The sequence below is a fragment of the Leptolyngbya sp. UWPOB_LEPTO1 genome (genome assembly GCF_017302695.1).
Lineage (GTDB): Bacteria > Cyanobacteriota > Cyanobacteriia > Leptolyngbyales > Leptolyngbyaceae > Leptolyngbya > Leptolyngbya boryana.
On record NZ_JAFLCJ010000005.1, the window covers coordinates 121,479 to 136,579 of the forward strand.

Here is a 15,101-nt window from a genome sequence, read left to right on the forward strand (position 1 = left end):
CATTCTCACTTTTAGATAAAAATTTCCGTCTCAATTACTCAACGTTCTATCTCGCAGTGAGAACCATGACTGAATTTTATCCAATCGCGACCAAATTCAATGAATTGGGCACGATAACTCTATATTCAGTCATGAGGAGAGTCTCAATGTCCAAACGAATCAGTGCAAAACTGACCTACACCGATCGAGCAGAAATCCTCGAAGCGATTAACTTGATCAAAACCAAAATGCCCTTCCTCACCAACATGACCGCCGAGGAACGCAAAAGCCTAAACAAAATGGGCGATCGTTCACAAGCCTTTGTCACCAAAGCCCTCGAAGTCGCCAGACAAAACCCCGATATCCTCCCCCGCTCATTTGATCTCGAAGAAATGCGCCTCGATATCGAACTGTTTGAAGCCTTATATCCGATCGTTGCTGCCTTCGCCCAACTCGAAGGAATGCTCGACGATACTTATAAACTTGTCGGCAGTGAAGCCTATACTGCCGCACTTAAAGTCTACAACTATGCCAAAGCAAGCGGCGACGAAGCTGGACTCGCACCCGCGATCGAAGAACTCGGACAACGTTTTGCTCGCAGACAGAAAAAAGAAAAACCTCAACCCGCAGCAGTTTAGTGTGATTTGCCAGTCTTGCCCCCTGACTGGCTTTGTTGGGTTGGTTGGGTTCCCGTTTTTGGTCGCGTTGAGCGATCGCACCTCAATTTAATGGGAGTTGCAATGGTTGAAGCAGCAAACGCTTCGTAGAGCAGAGCTACCGCGTTGCTAGACGATCGAAGAGTTTGGTGGGGCGATGCGGTTGGGTGGTTTTTGGGAGGAGCGATGGGTGGTTTTCGCTGCGGTGTGAGTCCGCCCGTGATTGAAAATCCGGGCTTGTATATTGAGGGAGGACTGAATGGTCGATCGCTGTTCCTAAATCGTCGATCGCTCTCCAAATTCTCTAGATCGTTCTACTTTACTCAACGATCGCGCAAAATAATTAAGCTGCATAGCGGACGATTTCAACTTCTGTTCCGTTGCGAACTGCTGCTTCTGCTCGATCGAGGACTTCTCCTGTTACAGATTCACTGAGATAGTATTCTCCACAGTTTTCGCACACTTCAGCAGGTACGCCTTTCAGGATAACAATGCAATTTTCGCGTTCTAGCGTGACAGTTACAATTCCAGGATGGGTCTGCCCATGTTTACAGATCACACATTGCATAAAATTACCTCTTGGTTCTAAAGTCAGGCTGCCAAATATTCGGATCAGGAATATAGGTGGTGACTACATATCCGGTATCGGTTTCTTGATCATAGGAAAAGACGACATGAATCGGTCTGCCTTCAATAAAATCAAGTAACAAATAGCTTGGAAAAGGTTGGTCGTCTGGATATTCTTGAATGATTTCACCCTGAGCGATCGCAGTTTTTACTTCTTCTTGGCTAATTTGTCTCAGGAACATCCTTTGAATGGCATGACTTGAAAAGATAAGGGTCTGATATTTCACACCTTGCCCCGCACGATTGCTCTTAGCGTATTATTCTCCAATTTTTCAATCGCGATCGAAGATTTTCTATCGGTGTTAGATGGGCACTCAATTCTGAATCACGATCGCTCTTTTCAAAACCGCGATCGCGGATGCTCGATCGTGCTTCTAACCCATCTCTTTTCGCACATCTTCCAACCAATCCTGCGCCCCAATGGTATGCGGATGCTGATTTCCCAATCGTTGCTGAAAGACTTCTATGGCTTGAACTAACAATCGCTCTGCTTCAGGCAATCGCCCTTGATTGGCGTAAAGGGCTGCCAAATTCCATCGGCTCACTGCCACATCAGGATGCTGCTCTCCCAACAGCGTTCGATACAATTCCAACGCTTGCAGGTAGAGCGGTTCCGCTGCCTCATACCGTCCTTGCGACTGATACAAGTTTGCCAAATTGTTCAGACTCTGAGCCACAGCAGGATGCTGCTCTCCCAACAGCGTTCGCCTTAATTCCAACGCTTGCACGTACAGCGGTTCCGCTGCCTCATACCGTCCTTGCGACCGATACAATCCTGCCAAATTGTTCAGACTCTGAGCCACAGCAGGATGCTGCTCTCCCAACAGCGTTCGCCTTAATTCCAACGCTTGCACGTACAGCGGTTCCGCTGCCTCATACCGTCCTTGCAACCGATACAATCCTGCCAAATTGTTCAGACTCGTTGCCACAGCAGGATGCTGCTCTCCCAACAGCGTTCGTGCCACTGTTAACCCCGCAGCATACCAAGGCTCAGCATCGGCATAAAGTCCTTGCCCCTCATAAAATCGTCCAATTCCAACAAATACCCAAATTAGATCTTCATCCTCTGCAATGCCGCATTCTTCCCGACTTTTCAACTTCTTCAGGTCTTCTGCCACCGCTTGCAGATGAGGAATCGCCGCAGTCACCGAGCCAATCATCTCCAGCGTCGGACTTTGCGGAATTTGTTTCGCAATGCCAATCATCACCATCGCTACTGCCGTTGTGATCCATCGCTGTTCCTCCTGCGTCATCTTGCTTCTAAAAAACTCCCGCAAGAGCGGATGAATTTGATACTGGTCTTCTCCCGATCGCTGAAGCAAACTCAACTCAATTAACTTTCTCCGTCCTCGCCGCAACGCCTTTGGCTCCAGCAACAACCACGCCGTTTCCTCTCGACAAAATTCCACCGATCGATCGACCAACTCCCAAGCGATCGCTGCTTTCCCAAACGTCCCCAACAGCATCGCCAACTGTCGTTCTGCCGCGTTCAGCCTCTCCCAACTCAACTCAAAGACTGTTTCGATCTGACTAATACCATCCTGCTTCAACCGCTCTGTTTTTAGCTCCGCAAGCAGTTCCGCGATCGACAAATCCGGCTCGACTTTCAGAAACTTCCCGACTAACTTGATCCCCAGTGGCAAATCTCCCACCCATTCACACAGTTCAGCAGCTTGTATTTGCTCTCGCTCAAACCGACGCTCATCCTTAACCGTTTCATATAGCAATCGATACGCCTGCAACGGCAGCAAAGTCTCGATCGACAACACCGAAACCGACTCGCTTTCAATCCGCGATCGCGTCGTCAGCAGCACCTTAAACCGTTCCTCAACAGGCGGCAAAAAATTCTCAATCTCCGCATAGTCCAGCACATTATCAAATACCACCAGACTCGACTCCGTTGGAAAATGTCCCCAACACCAAGCCACCAACTCACTCGAATCCGAAAACTCCGGCAACTGCAACCCCAAACACGATCGAGCAAACCCCAAAATCTGCGACCCAATCTCCTGTTGAGCATTCACCCAACACACCGCCCCCAAATAAATCCCCGCATTGCGATACCGCATTGCATACTGCAACACCAATTCCGTCTTGCCAATGCCCCCCATCCCCGACACCGCAAAAATCGCCAACCGACTTTCATCTTGCACACGATCGTGAATCTCTCGCAGTTCCACCTCCCGCCCCACAAATGTCTCCGTCTGCGATCGCGGTAAATTACTCGGTGTATGTTTTCCCCGTTCCCCACCGATGGGAACCTCAGACTTTTTTCCGCTCACAATCTCCCGCGCCCGTTGTGCCACCCGCAGCAACACCGCATCCTGTTCATGCTCCGGCAAACCGATCAGCGGCTTCTCCATCCCATTCGCCGCCTGAAAATCAATCAGCGATCGCACCTTTTCCTTACCCTGAGCATCCGAGTAGTAAAACTCAGCCGATCCCAAATCAAACGGACTCAACAAAATCGGCAGTAATATCGTCTGCCCTGCATCGACCTGCTGAAAAATCTTCGGCATCTCTTTCTCGCAAATGTAATCCGACGCAAAAAACGAAGGACTCATTAACGCGATCGCCACCTTTGCCGAACTCAGTGCCGTATGAATCTCGTCATCCCACTGCGTTCCCAGATCGATCTTCTTATCACACCAAATCCTCGCCTTTCTCTGACGTTCCAATGGCTTTAAATGGTCGAGAAGTCGATCTAGCGATCGGCGTTTGAAGGCATCATCTTGATTATCTTTGCGAGCATAGCAAATGAAAATCAACGGCGGAGAATCAAGCACAGTCGTCTCATTCTGCATAATCAAACATCCAACCGGGAGACCTCTCTTTTATACTCACAGAATGAAACAATTTCCGCAAAGCAAAGCCGAGCCAATCTCCTGACTCCACCAGTTCAGAAGTACGATAAAAGAACCCTCTTTCTTGCACCAATCTTTGGACTGCAATATGGAACTCACGTCTCCCCTCAAACTCGATTTCAACCATGTTCATCTCACCGACGAGCAGTTTTACCAACTCTGCCTCCACAATCCCGAATGGAACATCGAACAGAATGCAGAAGGAGTCTTAATCGTTATGTCACCCGTCGGCGGAGAAAGCGGTAAACGAGAAGCGGACTATATCATCGATCTCGGCATCTGGAATCGTCAAACCCGACTCGGAGAAATCTTTAGCTCCTCAACGATTTTCAAACTTCCAAAAGGCGGGAAACGCTCTCCCGATGCAGCCTGGGTCGAATCATCTCGATGGCAAGCCCTCACTCCAGACCAACGCAAAAAATTTCCCCCGATCGCGCCCGATTTTGTAATCGAATTACGCTCCGCCACTGATGATCTGAAGACGCTGCAAGAAAAAATGCAGGAATATCTAGAAAGTGGAGTCCGCCTCGGTTGGTTACTCAATCCGCAAGATCAACAAGTCGAAATCTATCGCCAAGGACAAGAGAAAGAAGTGCAACCACTCCCCACAACTCTCTCAGGCGAAGATGTTCTCCCAGGATTTGAATTAAACGTCGATCGCTTCACAGACGACTAACCCACCCCCAATCCCCCAAATCTGCAACAATCGAATCACGATCGCCCCTCTCGCCCCATAACGAGTCACCTTTTCGATCGAGCAAATCGCGCTTAGAGTCCCCACTCCCCACTTCCCCACTCCCCACTGATCGCACCAGATCTCCGTAGAATCCGGGCATCGTGAATCAGAACTGCGCCGTCAAAAAAGTTCGTGAGTATAATTCCAAACACGTAGTACGACCGGAATCGAAGATTTTACTCGAAAAACCGATCGTGAAACCCACGATCGCGGCAAAAAATCGCCTACTGAAAATCGATCCCATTGTTCTGGTTTCCAGAAAGTCCACATATCCGCCCTTGCACTCAAAGCTATGCCTCAAAACATCAGCGGCGCACTCGTTGCAACTCAACCCTCGATTCAAGTCGATGCCTACGCCGATCGACTTATGGATGATTTGTTTGAGGATGTGGAAGATCTCCTCTCCGGCAGCGTTCCCCCACCTGAACCCATTCGGGCGCAACCGCAGAAATCACCCGAAATCGTCATGCCTCCCGCACTTTCCTCGATCGTGCCGCGTTCCACAGCATCCCTGCCCCGCTTACCTCAATGGAATTCGGCAGGTTCCATGCCCGAAATGGATGAACTGATCGCAGCAGAACCGCTCAAGCCTCACAGCAATCGACTTCTGAAATTTCTGACGATCGCATTCGGCTTAACGGCAATCGCTGCCGCTTCAGCGTGGCTGATTCAACGAGGAACAATTCAGCGATGGTTCACAATCGCGACCCAAGAACCCTCTGCGATCGCAACCTCTACCACCATCAAACCACCCGCCAAAGATACAAACGCCCAATTTGCAAAATACATGCAGCGATCGCTTGAAGCCATCGATCGCAAAGCTGCAAATAAGCCGACAAATCTCACACCCCTTAAAAATAGTCTTCCTCCGGTTGCAGTTGCAGGAAATCCCACTGCATCCAAACTCAATTCGCCAGTCGTGATCAATGTTCCTTCTGTTTCCAGTCCGATGCCCGTTGGCACAGCCGTCAGTAAAAATCCGCAAGAACTCAACCAAGTTCTCTCTCGGCTTTCTTCTGCGCTAGAGCGTTTATCGATCAATCCAGCCAGTAATCCCTTAGCAACCAAACCAAACGCTCCAGTGGCTCCAGTCATCCTGCCGAGTCAAGCTCCAGCAGCAGAACCTCAGCGATTATTACGCGGCATCGCGATCGCCACTGACCCCACCCAATCTGCAATTTTATTTGAAATGAATGGTGTGACTCAGCGCTATTACATTGGTGAGAGCATTGGGTCGAGCGGATGGAGCGTCGTCGATATTGACAATAATTACGTCACGGTGCGACGGAATGGCGAGGTTCGATCGCTCTCGATCGGACAAAAACTTTAGAATAGGGCAGGGGAGAATTCTTCCTCTGTCCCTTTCTCTTGGAGCAGTTTATGGGTTTGTTCGACGATCTTGGGCGTTTTCTAGAAACTCGCATCGATGAGTTTTTGAAGAACAATCCGCAGCTTGAATTACAAGCACTCGAAGAGAAGCTGTATGAACAAGAACAGGAAACGCGCCGATTGTTAGCAGATTTGCGGTTGCGAGAAAAACAAGTCGAAGCAGAAATTTTGACGACAGCGCAAGAAATTCAGCGCTGGCATGTGCGAATTGAGAAAGCAAGAACAGCAGGACGCAAGGATTTAGCCGAACCCGCCGAGGCACATGAAGCTTCTCTCTTACGCGAAGGGAATCAGAAATGGGGACAAATGCAAGTTCTCAAAGAACGAATTCAGCAGACAGAAGAGTTACAGAAAAAAATTCAGATTCGCCGACAAGAGTTGCAAGCTGAGATTAAACAGGTAAAAGCAACCCAAGCCGCTCAAGCGTCACAACGCTGGGCCGTCGATGGTTGGAATCAGAGTGCCAGTAAGATCGATGACCCATTAGAACAGAAGTTTCAGCAGTGGGAAACGCAGGAAGAGTTGGAGGAGATGAAGCGGAAGATGGGAAGGTAGGGAATGGGGGAATATACTTCCCCACTCCCCTACTTTCCTACTTCATCGTAGAGTAATGCTAATAGACTTTTACTCTACCCGTATGACCTATTGCCTTGGAATTCTTACAAAAGAAGGGCTAGTAATGGCGGCAGACTCTCGAACGAATGCGGGAGTCGATTACATTTCGACCTATCGAAAACTGTTTGACTTCTCGATCGACAACGATCGCACCATCTTGCTCTGCACATCTGGCAATTTGTCGATCACGCAGTCCGCTTTGACTTTAATGCAGCAAGACATCACCGCAAAAGCAGAAGTCAGCCTGCACACATTGCCGAGCATGTTTGAAATTGCGCGGTATATCGGCAACATGATTCGTCAAGTTCAGGAACAAAATCGCCCCTGGCTTGAGAAAGATGGCATTGATTACAACTGCACCGTGCTCCTCGGCGGACAGATTCGCGGTTCAGAGCCAGAACTATTCATGATTTATAGTCAAGGCAATTTCATTCAAGCCTCGAAAGAAAAGCCTTTTTTGCAGATTGGCGAGGCGAAATATGGCAAACCGATTCTCGATCGTGTCTTGTCCTTTGAAACCTCGATCGAATCAGCTGCGAAATGTGCGCTGTTATCGATCGATTCGACCATGATTTCTAACATCTCCGTCGGCCCGCCCATCAACTTAGTCATGTATGAGGCGAATAGTTTCAAAGTTCGATATCGCCTGAGCTTAAACATTGATGCGCCTTACTTAACTCAGATTCGCCAACAATGGGGAAAATGTCTCAACGAAGCGTTTGAGCAGATGCCGAACATTGATTGGCAGCATTACTTGAACGGGGACACATAATTAGTGTTACTGTGAATTTCTGAAATTCTTTGGTTCTCTATGTCTCAACCTAAACTTACTAAGCGCGTTTCCACTGCTCTCGTCAATGCTCTGAGTGCAGGAGTTGTGCCACGTGTCGGTTTAGAGCATATTGCAGTCGGACGAGAAAAAGAGATTGCAGCCATTCGGCAGGATTTTGAGCATGTGGCAAATGGCGGAGCCGCATTTCGATTTGTGATTGGACGATATGGAGCCGGGAAAAGCTTTACCCTGCAATTGATTCGCAATCTCGCAATGGAACAGGGATTTGTTGTTGCAGATGCAGATATCACGCCTGATCGACGGTTAGTTGGCAGTCAAGGCGCAGGCGTTGCAACTTACCGCGAATTGATGCGAAATTTGGCAACGAAAAGCCGACCTGAAGGCGGCGCGCTCACCCTCATTCTAGAACGCTGGATTGCAGCGATTCAGGCACAGGTAGCTCAGGACACAGGCATGAAGCCGAGTGACGAAGGCTTCGATCAACAGGTAGAAGCTCAGATTCGCTTAGTGACACAAGATGTTGCAGATTTAGTCAATGGATTTGATTTTGCAACGGTGATCATTGCCTACTGGACAGGCTATCGATCGAATGATGAAGCCAAAAAAGAAGCCGCAATGCGATGGTTACGCGGTGAGTTTTCCACTAAGACCGAAGCTAAAGCAGCTTTGGGAGTCAGAGTCATTATTGATGATGATTCTTGGTATGACTATGTGAAGCTGATCGCTCGATTTGCAGCAGACATTGACTATAAAGGATTGATCATCATTTTGGATGAAGTGATCCACTTGTCGAAGATTTCAACCGCGATCGCGCGTCAAAACAACTATGACAAGCTTTTAGCAATGTTCAATGATGCGATGCAAGGGAAAGTCAGCCATCTTGGAACCTTGATCGGAGGAACCCCTCAATTTCTCGAAGATCCCAGACGCGGATTGTATAGTGATCCAGCTTGGCAACGTCGCACCGCTGAAAGTCGCGTGATTCAATCCGATGAAGCAGATACCAGTGCGCCTGTGATTCGATTAGAGGCATTAAGCGAACCAGAATTACAGTTACTTTTGCAGCGAATCTCGATCGTATTTTTCAATCATTACGAGATGCGGAAGCAACTCACTTCTACTGAAATTTCAACTTTTATCAGTGCAGTCCGCGGCGGGAAAGTCGGCTCTGAGACGCGCCTCACTCCAGGTGAAATTATTCGCGATTTCATGACTGCTTTGAACTTAATCCAGCAGAATCCGAATTTGACCTTGAGCGAATTGATTCAAACTCAGAAGTATCAAACTCCGCCAACGTCAACCGAACAGGATGAGTTTGCTGAGTTCACACTTTAAGCTACAGAACGCGCTGTATCAGGAACCGTCATAAGCTTTCAACTGCCCTAAGACAGAGGGCTTATGACGATTTCATTAGGACTGTAAAGCGAGGTCACATCAGAACGAAGTTGCCGATCGCCTATGGTATTGTCTGAGTGATTCTAGGAATAGAGAGGTTCTCATGCAAGCGATTTTCAGACGCATCCTCATCCTTTTCGTCGGTTTGCTAGTTCCATTGTTTTTTGCTTGTCAGTCTAATAGCCAAGTCGATGCGGCTCCCTCAGCAGCGCCACAACTGAGTGCTTCCCCTGCAAAACTTGATCCATTGCCTTACGATTATGCTGCCCTAGAGCCTTACATTGATGCTCAAACGATGCGACTTCACCACGATAAGCATCATGCAACTTATGTGAATAACATTAATGAGACTCTAAAGGCTTATCCAGACCTTCAGAAGCAGAGCGTTGATAGTTTAATTCAGAATCTCAACCAGGTTCCGGAGGCAATTCGGACGAAGATTCGCAACAACGGCGGCGGACATGTCAATCATACGATGTTCTGGCAGATTATGGCTCCAAAAGCTGGAGGCACGCCGACTGGGGCTGTCGCAAAAGCAATTGATCAAACCTTCGGAAGTTTTGATGCATTTAAACAACAGTTCAATAAAGCTGGAGCCGATCGCTTTGGCAGTGGATGGGCGTGGCTCGTCAGCGATCGCCAAGGAAAGCTCAGCATCACTTCAACCGCAAACCAAGATAATCCCCTGATGAGCAATCCTAATGCCTATCCGATTTTAGGCAATGATGTTTGGGAACATGCTTACTACCTGAAGTATCAGAATCGTCGCGCAGAATATCTAACCAACTGGTGGAATGTTGTGAATTGGCAAGCAGTCAATCAACGCTACGCGCAAGCGCAGAGAAAGTAATCATCGGTTTAAGCATCCGGCGGGAAAGCCAAGCAATATTGCTGAACCAGCCGGATGAGTTCCAAAGGATCAACGGGCTTAGTCAGGTAGTCATTAAATCCGGATCTGAGCGCAGCCTGGCGGTCTTCTTCACGCGCATAAGCAGTCAGCGCGATCGCAGGAAGCGTTTCACCTTTGGGGAGTTCGCGCACCCGCCCGATTAGCTCAAAGCCGTCCATTTCAGGCATCGCAACGTCACTGACTAATAGCTTTGGAAGTTCTCTTTCAAGTAGGGATAATGCTTCCTTCGCGTTGGGCGCAACGGTAACGATCGCACCTTCATCTTCAAGCATGAATCGAAGCAAATCCCTGGTATCGGGATCATCATCGACGACTAAAATATCCATCTGCGCCAGGGTTTGCATGTATGGTCAACCTACGGAAAATGGGCTTCAGAGGGACTCCCGATCTGAAGACAATCTCTAACCTATGCCTTACGATAGTTCATCGCTTCTATCTCTAGACTGAAAACAAGTTAGCTCTCTCCCAAGCTAGAGCCTCTGTCTAAATAATTTTTCTAAACTTGATTTTATCTACTCTCCTCTCTATATAAACATTTGATTATCGATATTTGATCAGTAGTCAAAAGCCTTCCCTGAGTCAAATTTGACTCAGGGTTTTGTTTGTTTACGCAAGAAATCGTCTAGGGTCGCTCGATCGCTCAGTGAGGATTGCGCGCCAGATTTTGTCGTTGACAAGGCTCCCGATGCCGCTCCCCATCGCACTGCTTCCCACATTGGATGCCCCTCAGCTAATGCGACTGCTAACCCCGCATTAAATGCATCTCCAGCCGCAACCGTGTCAATTGCTACAACCGAAAAAACTGGCATAAAGAAGCGATCGTCTTCGGTTGCACAATAGACACCTTGAGCGCCCATTTTGATAATCACGGTCTTCGTTCCTCGCTGTTGCAGAATTTCGGCGGCTCGTTCGGCATCCGCTTGAGTCTGAATCGGAAATCCGACAAGCTGTTCTGTTTCAGTGGCATTCGGGGTAATGATGTCGATCTCACCGTACAATTCATCGGGAAAAACGGCAGGAGCAGGAGCAGGATCAAGAATGACAGTTGCCCCAATTGCTTTAGCAGAACGTGCCGCAGCTTGAACGATCTCGAACGGAATTTCAAGTTGGAGTAATAAAATCGACGAATCCGTCAGCACTAAGCGATCGAGGTCAGATTGATCGACGTTTCCATTCGCACCGGGAATCACGATGATGTGATTTTCGCTCCGGTCATCTACCGCGATCATGGCAACTCCAGACGAGGTTGAACGATCGATGAAAATGCGATCGCTTTGCACTCCAGCCGCTTTTAAACTCGCTAACAATTCTTGTCCAAACGCATCATCACCAACTCGCCCAACCATCTGACTGGAGCCACCCAGTTTTGCAACTGCAACCGCTTGATTTGCGCCTTTCCCACCCGGAACAGTTGAGAATGAATACCCAGTTAGGGTTTCTCCAGGCTTGGGTAATTTTGGAACTCGGGCGACGAGATCCATGTTGATACTACCGAAGGTGAAAATAGGTCGAGACATAATTGCGCCTGCTGAATTCTGAAGCGTTCTAAAAAGTCACTTTATGCAACTGAAATAGCTCTCCGGGGAGCGTTTTGACAATCTTGCCTCCTTCGGACTGGATCAGCTTCTTCCAATCCGCGAGCGATTCCAAAAAGACCTCTGTACCCAGATAAGTCTCCAAAATTGCCCAACTCTCAGCCAAAGCGGCATCCGGATCGAGCACATCAAACACAAACACTCCGCCCGGTTTGAGCACTCGTTTCACTTCCGTCACAACCGACTGCCAGTAATCCACATCTGAATAGCAACTTACCCCAGTCGAAACCACCAGATCAAACTGAGCCGCATCATACTCTAACTGATGCGCCGCCCCAAGTTTCACGCCTCGAAACAGCTTTGAGTTTAACTGGGGGGCACGAGTATTCATCGCGTCACAGGCGACCTTACTCACGTCTTGTCCCGCGTAGTAAGCATTCCAGTCGCGCCAGTTATAGACAAAAAAACCAACGCCGCAGCCGATATCTAAGCAGCGTTGATTTTTTTGCGGCTGAGCAAGTTGCCAAAATGGAGAAGTCACTTTTGCTTGTAGCGTTCCCGCGACTCGATCGCGAAAAATCGGCATCGCTTCAACTTCGGCGGGCAAATTAAACGCCTCTCCTCGATACTCGCGATTAAAGCGTTCGGCGATCGCGACAATTCGTGGACTCCAATCCTGTACGCTCAATGTTTTTAACCTTTCAATGCACGGGTGAAATTTTGACGATAAGACCGATTAAACACTAAGGCGGGCCACAGCAGTGCTAAATAAATTTTGCCTTGGCTAAAGTTGGTGCGGCGAAATCCCTTCCAAAAGCGATAGACACCGACGACATAAACCGCTAAGGCGACAAATAGGAATAGCTTTACCATACCGGAATCCTTCAAATTCGTGATGTCAAGATTCTAGCAAGTGGAGTGGGGAGTGGGGAGACAGGTTTCTAGTCCCTACTCCCTACCTTCTTCCAATTGCTAATAATTGTGAGGGAGGTTGCCCGAAAAAAGCTAGCACTGTCAAATTAGGTAAAGATGCGATCGATTACTTTAAGGAGATTCTATGCGAGCGGTGCTAATGGCAGGCGGATCGGGAACTCGACTCAGACCGCTCACCTGTGATCTGCCAAAACCGATGGTTCCAATTTTGAATCGTCCGATCGCTGAGCACATTATTGACTTGCTAAAGCGACATCAGATCCGAGAAATAATCGCGACACTCCACTATCTGCCAGATGTGATGCGCGATTATTTTCAAGATGGCAGCGAGTTTGGTGTGCAGATGACCTATGCGGTCGAAGAAGATCAACCCCTTGGAACAGCAGGCTGTGTCAAAAATATTGCAGAGTTACTGGATGATACTTTTTTAGTCATTAGCGGCGATAGTATTACCGATTTTGATCTCACTGCTGCGATCGAATTTCATTACCGGAAAGGATCAAAAGCAACGTTGATTTTGACTCGGGTGCCCAATCCGATCGAATTTGGCGTGGTAATCACCGATGAAAATGCGAGTATTAAACGCTTCCTCGAAAAGCCGTCGAGTAGTGAAATCTTCTCAGATACCGTCAATACGGGGATTTACATTCTTGAACCAGAAGTTCTGCAATATCTACCAGAAAATGAAGAGGCGGATTTTTCAAAGGATCTGTTTCCACTGTTGCTCGACAAGGGCGAACCGATGTATGGCTACGTCGCAGACGGGTACTGGTGCGATGTCGGGCATTTAGACGCGTATCGGGAAGCGCAATATGCTGGACTTTCCCGCCGAGTGAAATTAGAGTTCGCCTATGTTGAGCGATCGCCCGGACTATGGGTTGGAGAGAATACTTATCTTGATCCCACTGCCAAAATTGAAACTCCCGTGATTATTGGCAACAACTGCCGCATCGGGTCGCGTGTCACCATCGAAGCCGGAACCGCGATCGGGGATAACGTGACGATCGGGAATGAAGCAGATCTGAAGCGCCCGATCATTTGGAATGGTGCAATGATTGGCGATGAGGTGCATCTCAGGGCTTGTGTGATTGCACGCGGGGCGAGAATTGATCGACGATCGCATGTGTTAGAAGGCGCAGTGGTCGGCCCGCTCTCATCTGTGGGAGAAGAAGCGCTGATTAGTCCCAATGTCCGGGTGTGGCCGAGTAAGAGCGTTGAAGCTGGGGCGACGCTGAATACGAATTTGATTTGGGGATATACCGCACATCGGAATCTATTCGGACAGCGAGGCGTTTCGGGCTTAGCAAATGTCGATGTGATTCCAGAATTTGCCGTGAAGTTAGGAGCGGCATACGGTTCGACGTTGAAGCCGGGATCACAAGTCACCGTTTCGCGGGATCAAAGAACCATTTCGCGCATGGTGTCTCGATCGATGATTGCCGGATTAATGTCCGTCGGGATCAATATCCAAAATCTTGAAGCTACAGCAATCCCAGTTGCGCGATCAGTAGTTCCAACCTTAGGAGTCGCGGGAGGATTGCATATTCGGATTCATCCTGATAAGTCAGATCATATTGTGATTGAGTTCTTCGATCGCAATGGGATCAACGTCTCGAAAGCGATCGAGAAAAAGATCGAAGGAGCATTTTTCAAAGAAGATTTTCGTCGTGCTCCGATTCATGAAATTGGCGGCGTTGTGAATGTGCATCAAGCGCTCGATATCTATAGCCGAGGATTTGAGCGACATTTGAATATTCAAGCCATCCAGACCAGCAGTTCAAAAGTGATCATCGATTATGCCTATGCGGTTTCGGGTGCCGTCTTACCGCAATTATTGGCAAAATTTGGCTGTGATGCGGTGGTCTTAAATGCAAGTCTGACGCAAACTGCGCCATCTTTGAACGATCGAGAAACGCTGCTCAATCAATTAGGTCACGTTGTCGAAGCGTTGAAAGCAACCTTTGGAGTACAAGTTTCAGCCAACGGTGAGCAATTCATCTTAGTCGATGAAACGGGCAGTCCCATCCGAGGAGAAACGCTTACGGCTTTGATGGTCGATATGATTTTGACCGCCCATCCCCGTGGAACAGTGGTTGTTCCCGTTCATGCATCGAGTGCGATCGAGCAAATTGCCCGTCGTCACGATGGCAAAGTAGTTCGCACTAAAGCGAACCCGACTGCGTTAATGGAAGCGTGTCATGCCCATTCCAGCACGGTCTTAGGCGGAAGTGGCGAGATGGGCTTTATCTTCCCGCAATTACATCCTGGCTTTGATGCAATGTTCTGCATTGCGAAACTGATCGAGATGTTAACGTTGCAGGATCGCACGTTGGCACAGATTCGATCAGAATGTCCGCGAGTGTCCCATAAAACCTATTCGGTACGCTGTCCCTGGACAGTCAAAGGCGCATTAATGCGGCATTTAGTCGAAAGCCATCCCGCAGAAATGTTAGAGACGTTCGACGGGGTAAAGATTTTCAACCCAGAACGCAGTGATAGCTGGGTGCTAATTTTACCGGATGCAACAGAGCCATTAATTCACGTCTATGCCAATAGCCCAAATCGCGGTTGGGTCGATGAAACACTGCGAGAATATCGCTTACGAGTTCAGGAATTTGTCTATCAAGAACAAGGGATTGAGGAGGCAAGGGTAGAGCATGTGTACTAAA

17 protein-coding genes are annotated in these 15,101 nt (G+C 48.5%); 9 read left to right on the forward strand and 8 right to left on the reverse strand.

Going from position 1 to position 15,101, the window contains the following annotated elements:
- Positions 1-146 precede the first annotated feature (146 nt).
- Together J0L70_RS09940 and J0L70_RS09945 are read left to right on the forward strand one after the other, a co-directional pair.
- The gene (locus J0L70_RS09940) at positions 147-617 is read left to right on the forward strand and encodes a hypothetical protein (protein ID WP_287454312.1); all 471 of its coding nucleotides are present in this window, start codon (positions 147-149) and stop codon (positions 615-617) included.
- A gap of 6 nt (positions 618-623) precedes the next feature.
- Positions 624-746 (forward strand): hypothetical protein, encoded by a 123-nt coding sequence (locus J0L70_RS09945; RefSeq protein ID WP_287454314.1) that lies wholly within the window; start codon positions 624-626, stop codon positions 744-746.
- A 232-nt stretch (positions 747-978) separates the two neighbouring features.
- Here J0L70_RS09945 and J0L70_RS09950 read toward each other — a convergent pair whose 3' ends face one another.
- From J0L70_RS09950 to J0L70_RS09960, 3 genes are all read right to left on the reverse strand, one after another.
- A complete protein-coding gene (locus J0L70_RS09950; RefSeq protein WP_287454316.1) occupies positions 979-1,203 on the reverse strand; it encodes a type II toxin-antitoxin system MqsA family antitoxin in 225 nt (74 codons plus the stop codon).
- Between the two features lie 4 nt (positions 1,204-1,207).
- The gene (locus tag J0L70_RS09955; protein WP_287454318.1) at positions 1,208-1,489 is read right to left on the reverse strand and encodes a DUF4258 domain-containing protein; all 282 of its coding nucleotides are present in this window, start codon (positions 1,487-1,489) and stop codon (positions 1,208-1,210) included.
- Positions 1,490-1,636: 147 nt separating this feature from the next.
- Entirely contained in the window at positions 1,637-4,066 is a 2,430-nt protein-coding gene (locus J0L70_RS09960) for a tetratricopeptide repeat protein (protein WP_287454319.1), read from the reverse strand.
- A 148-nt stretch (positions 4,067-4,214) separates the two neighbouring features.
- Here J0L70_RS09960 and J0L70_RS09965 point away from each other — a divergent pair, with 148 nt between their 5' ends.
- A complete protein-coding gene (locus tag J0L70_RS09965; protein WP_287454320.1) occupies positions 4,215-4,802 on the forward strand; it encodes a Uma2 family endonuclease in 588 nt (195 codons plus the stop codon).
- Here the strand turns inward: J0L70_RS09965 and J0L70_RS09970 are convergent.
- A complete protein-coding gene (locus J0L70_RS09970; RefSeq protein ID WP_287454321.1) occupies positions 4,773-4,907 on the reverse strand; it encodes a hypothetical protein in 135 nt (44 codons plus the stop codon). The genes J0L70_RS09965 and J0L70_RS09970 overlap by 30 nt on opposite strands.
- Positions 4,908-5,154: 247 nt before the next feature.
- Between J0L70_RS09970 and J0L70_RS09975 the strand changes: the two genes are divergently transcribed.
- From J0L70_RS09975 to J0L70_RS09995, 5 genes are all read left to right on the forward strand, one after another.
- Entirely contained in the window at positions 5,155-6,192 is a 1,038-nt protein-coding gene (locus J0L70_RS09975) for a type II secretion system protein N (protein WP_287454322.1), read from the forward strand.
- Positions 6,193-6,242: 50 nt separating this feature from the next.
- Positions 6,243-6,806 (forward strand): TIGR04376 family protein, encoded by a 564-nt coding sequence (locus J0L70_RS09980; RefSeq protein WP_287454323.1) that lies wholly within the window; start codon positions 6,243-6,245, stop codon positions 6,804-6,806.
- Positions 6,807-6,888: 82 nt separating this feature from the next.
- Complete coding sequence (locus tag J0L70_RS09985; RefSeq protein WP_026148415.1) at positions 6,889-7,638, forward strand: proteasome-type protease; 750 nt, start codon at positions 6,889-6,891, stop codon at positions 7,636-7,638.
- A 39-nt stretch (positions 7,639-7,677) separates the two neighbouring features.
- Positions 7,678-8,994: an ATP-binding protein gene (locus J0L70_RS09990; RefSeq protein ID WP_287454324.1), complete on the forward strand. Its 1,317-nt coding sequence runs from the start codon at positions 7,678-7,680 to the stop codon at positions 8,992-8,994.
- A 163-nt stretch (positions 8,995-9,157) separates the two neighbouring features.
- Entirely contained in the window at positions 9,158-9,904 is a 747-nt protein-coding gene (locus tag J0L70_RS09995) for a superoxide dismutase (RefSeq protein WP_287454326.1), read from the forward strand.
- An 8-nt stretch (positions 9,905-9,912) separates the two neighbouring features.
- Here the strand turns inward: J0L70_RS09995 and J0L70_RS10000 are convergent, their stop codons facing one another.
- The 4 genes from J0L70_RS10000 to J0L70_RS10015 form a co-directional block, all read right to left on the reverse strand.
- Positions 9,913-10,308 (reverse strand): response regulator, encoded by a 396-nt coding sequence (locus J0L70_RS10000; protein ID WP_017286307.1) that lies wholly within the window; start codon positions 10,306-10,308, stop codon positions 9,913-9,915.
- Between the two features lie 246 nt (positions 10,309-10,554).
- Entirely contained in the window at positions 10,555-11,481 is a 927-nt protein-coding gene (rbsK, locus tag J0L70_RS10005; RefSeq protein ID WP_287454327.1) for a ribokinase, read from the reverse strand.
- Positions 11,482-11,509: 28 nt separating this feature from the next.
- On the reverse strand, positions 11,510-12,187 hold the full coding sequence (locus J0L70_RS10010) for a class I SAM-dependent methyltransferase (protein WP_287454328.1): 678 nt from the start codon (positions 12,185-12,187) through the stop codon (positions 11,510-11,512).
- Between the two features lie 5 nt (positions 12,188-12,192).
- Positions 12,193-12,372, reverse strand: coding sequence for a hypothetical protein (locus J0L70_RS10015; protein ID WP_017286310.1), 180 nt, complete (start codon positions 12,370-12,372; stop codon positions 12,193-12,195).
- Positions 12,373-12,556: 184 nt separating this feature from the next.
- Between J0L70_RS10015 and J0L70_RS10020 the strand changes: the two genes are divergently transcribed.
- Positions 12,557-15,100 (forward strand): mannose-1-phosphate guanyltransferase, encoded by a 2,544-nt coding sequence (locus J0L70_RS10020; RefSeq protein WP_086371047.1) that lies wholly within the window; start codon positions 12,557-12,559, stop codon positions 15,098-15,100.
- Position 15,101: the final 1 nt, after the last annotated feature.

Bases quoted from the DNA above. Each gene is read 5' to 3' on its own strand.
- J0L70_RS09940 (WP_287454312.1), top strand. From the start codon at position 147: ATGTCCAAACGAATCAGTGCAAAACTGACCTACACCGATCGAGCAGAA.
- J0L70_RS09950 (WP_287454316.1), bottom strand. From the start codon at position 1,203: ATGCAATGTGTGATCTGTAAACATGGGCAGACCCATCCTGGAATTGTA.
- J0L70_RS09960 (WP_287454319.1), bottom strand. From the start codon at position 4,066: ATGCAGAATGAGACGACTGTGCTTGATTCTCCGCCGTTGATTTTCATT.
- J0L70_RS09965 (WP_287454320.1), top strand. From the start codon at position 4,215: ATGGAACTCACGTCTCCCCTCAAACTCGATTTCAACCATGTTCATCTC.
- J0L70_RS09975 (WP_287454322.1), top strand. From the start codon at position 5,155: ATGCCTCAAAACATCAGCGGCGCACTCGTTGCAACTCAACCCTCGATT.
- J0L70_RS09980 (WP_287454323.1), top strand. From the start codon at position 6,243: ATGGGTTTGTTCGACGATCTTGGGCGTTTTCTAGAAACTCGCATCGAT.
- J0L70_RS09985 (WP_026148415.1), top strand. From the start codon at position 6,889: ATGACCTATTGCCTTGGAATTCTTACAAAAGAAGGGCTAGTAATGGCG.
- J0L70_RS09990 (WP_287454324.1), top strand. From the start codon at position 7,678: ATGTCTCAACCTAAACTTACTAAGCGCGTTTCCACTGCTCTCGTCAAT.
- J0L70_RS09995 (WP_287454326.1), top strand. From the start codon at position 9,158: ATGCAAGCGATTTTCAGACGCATCCTCATCCTTTTCGTCGGTTTGCTA.
- J0L70_RS10000 (WP_017286307.1), bottom strand. From the start codon at position 10,308: ATGCAAACCCTGGCGCAGATGGATATTTTAGTCGTCGATGATGATCCC.
- rbsK (WP_287454327.1), bottom strand. From the start codon at position 11,481: ATGTCTCGACCTATTTTCACCTTCGGTAGTATCAACATGGATCTCGTC.
- J0L70_RS10015 (WP_017286310.1), bottom strand. From the start codon at position 12,372: ATGGTAAAGCTATTCCTATTTGTCGCCTTAGCGGTTTATGTCGTCGGT.
- J0L70_RS10020 (WP_086371047.1), top strand. From the start codon at position 12,557: ATGCGAGCGGTGCTAATGGCAGGCGGATCGGGAACTCGACTCAGACCG.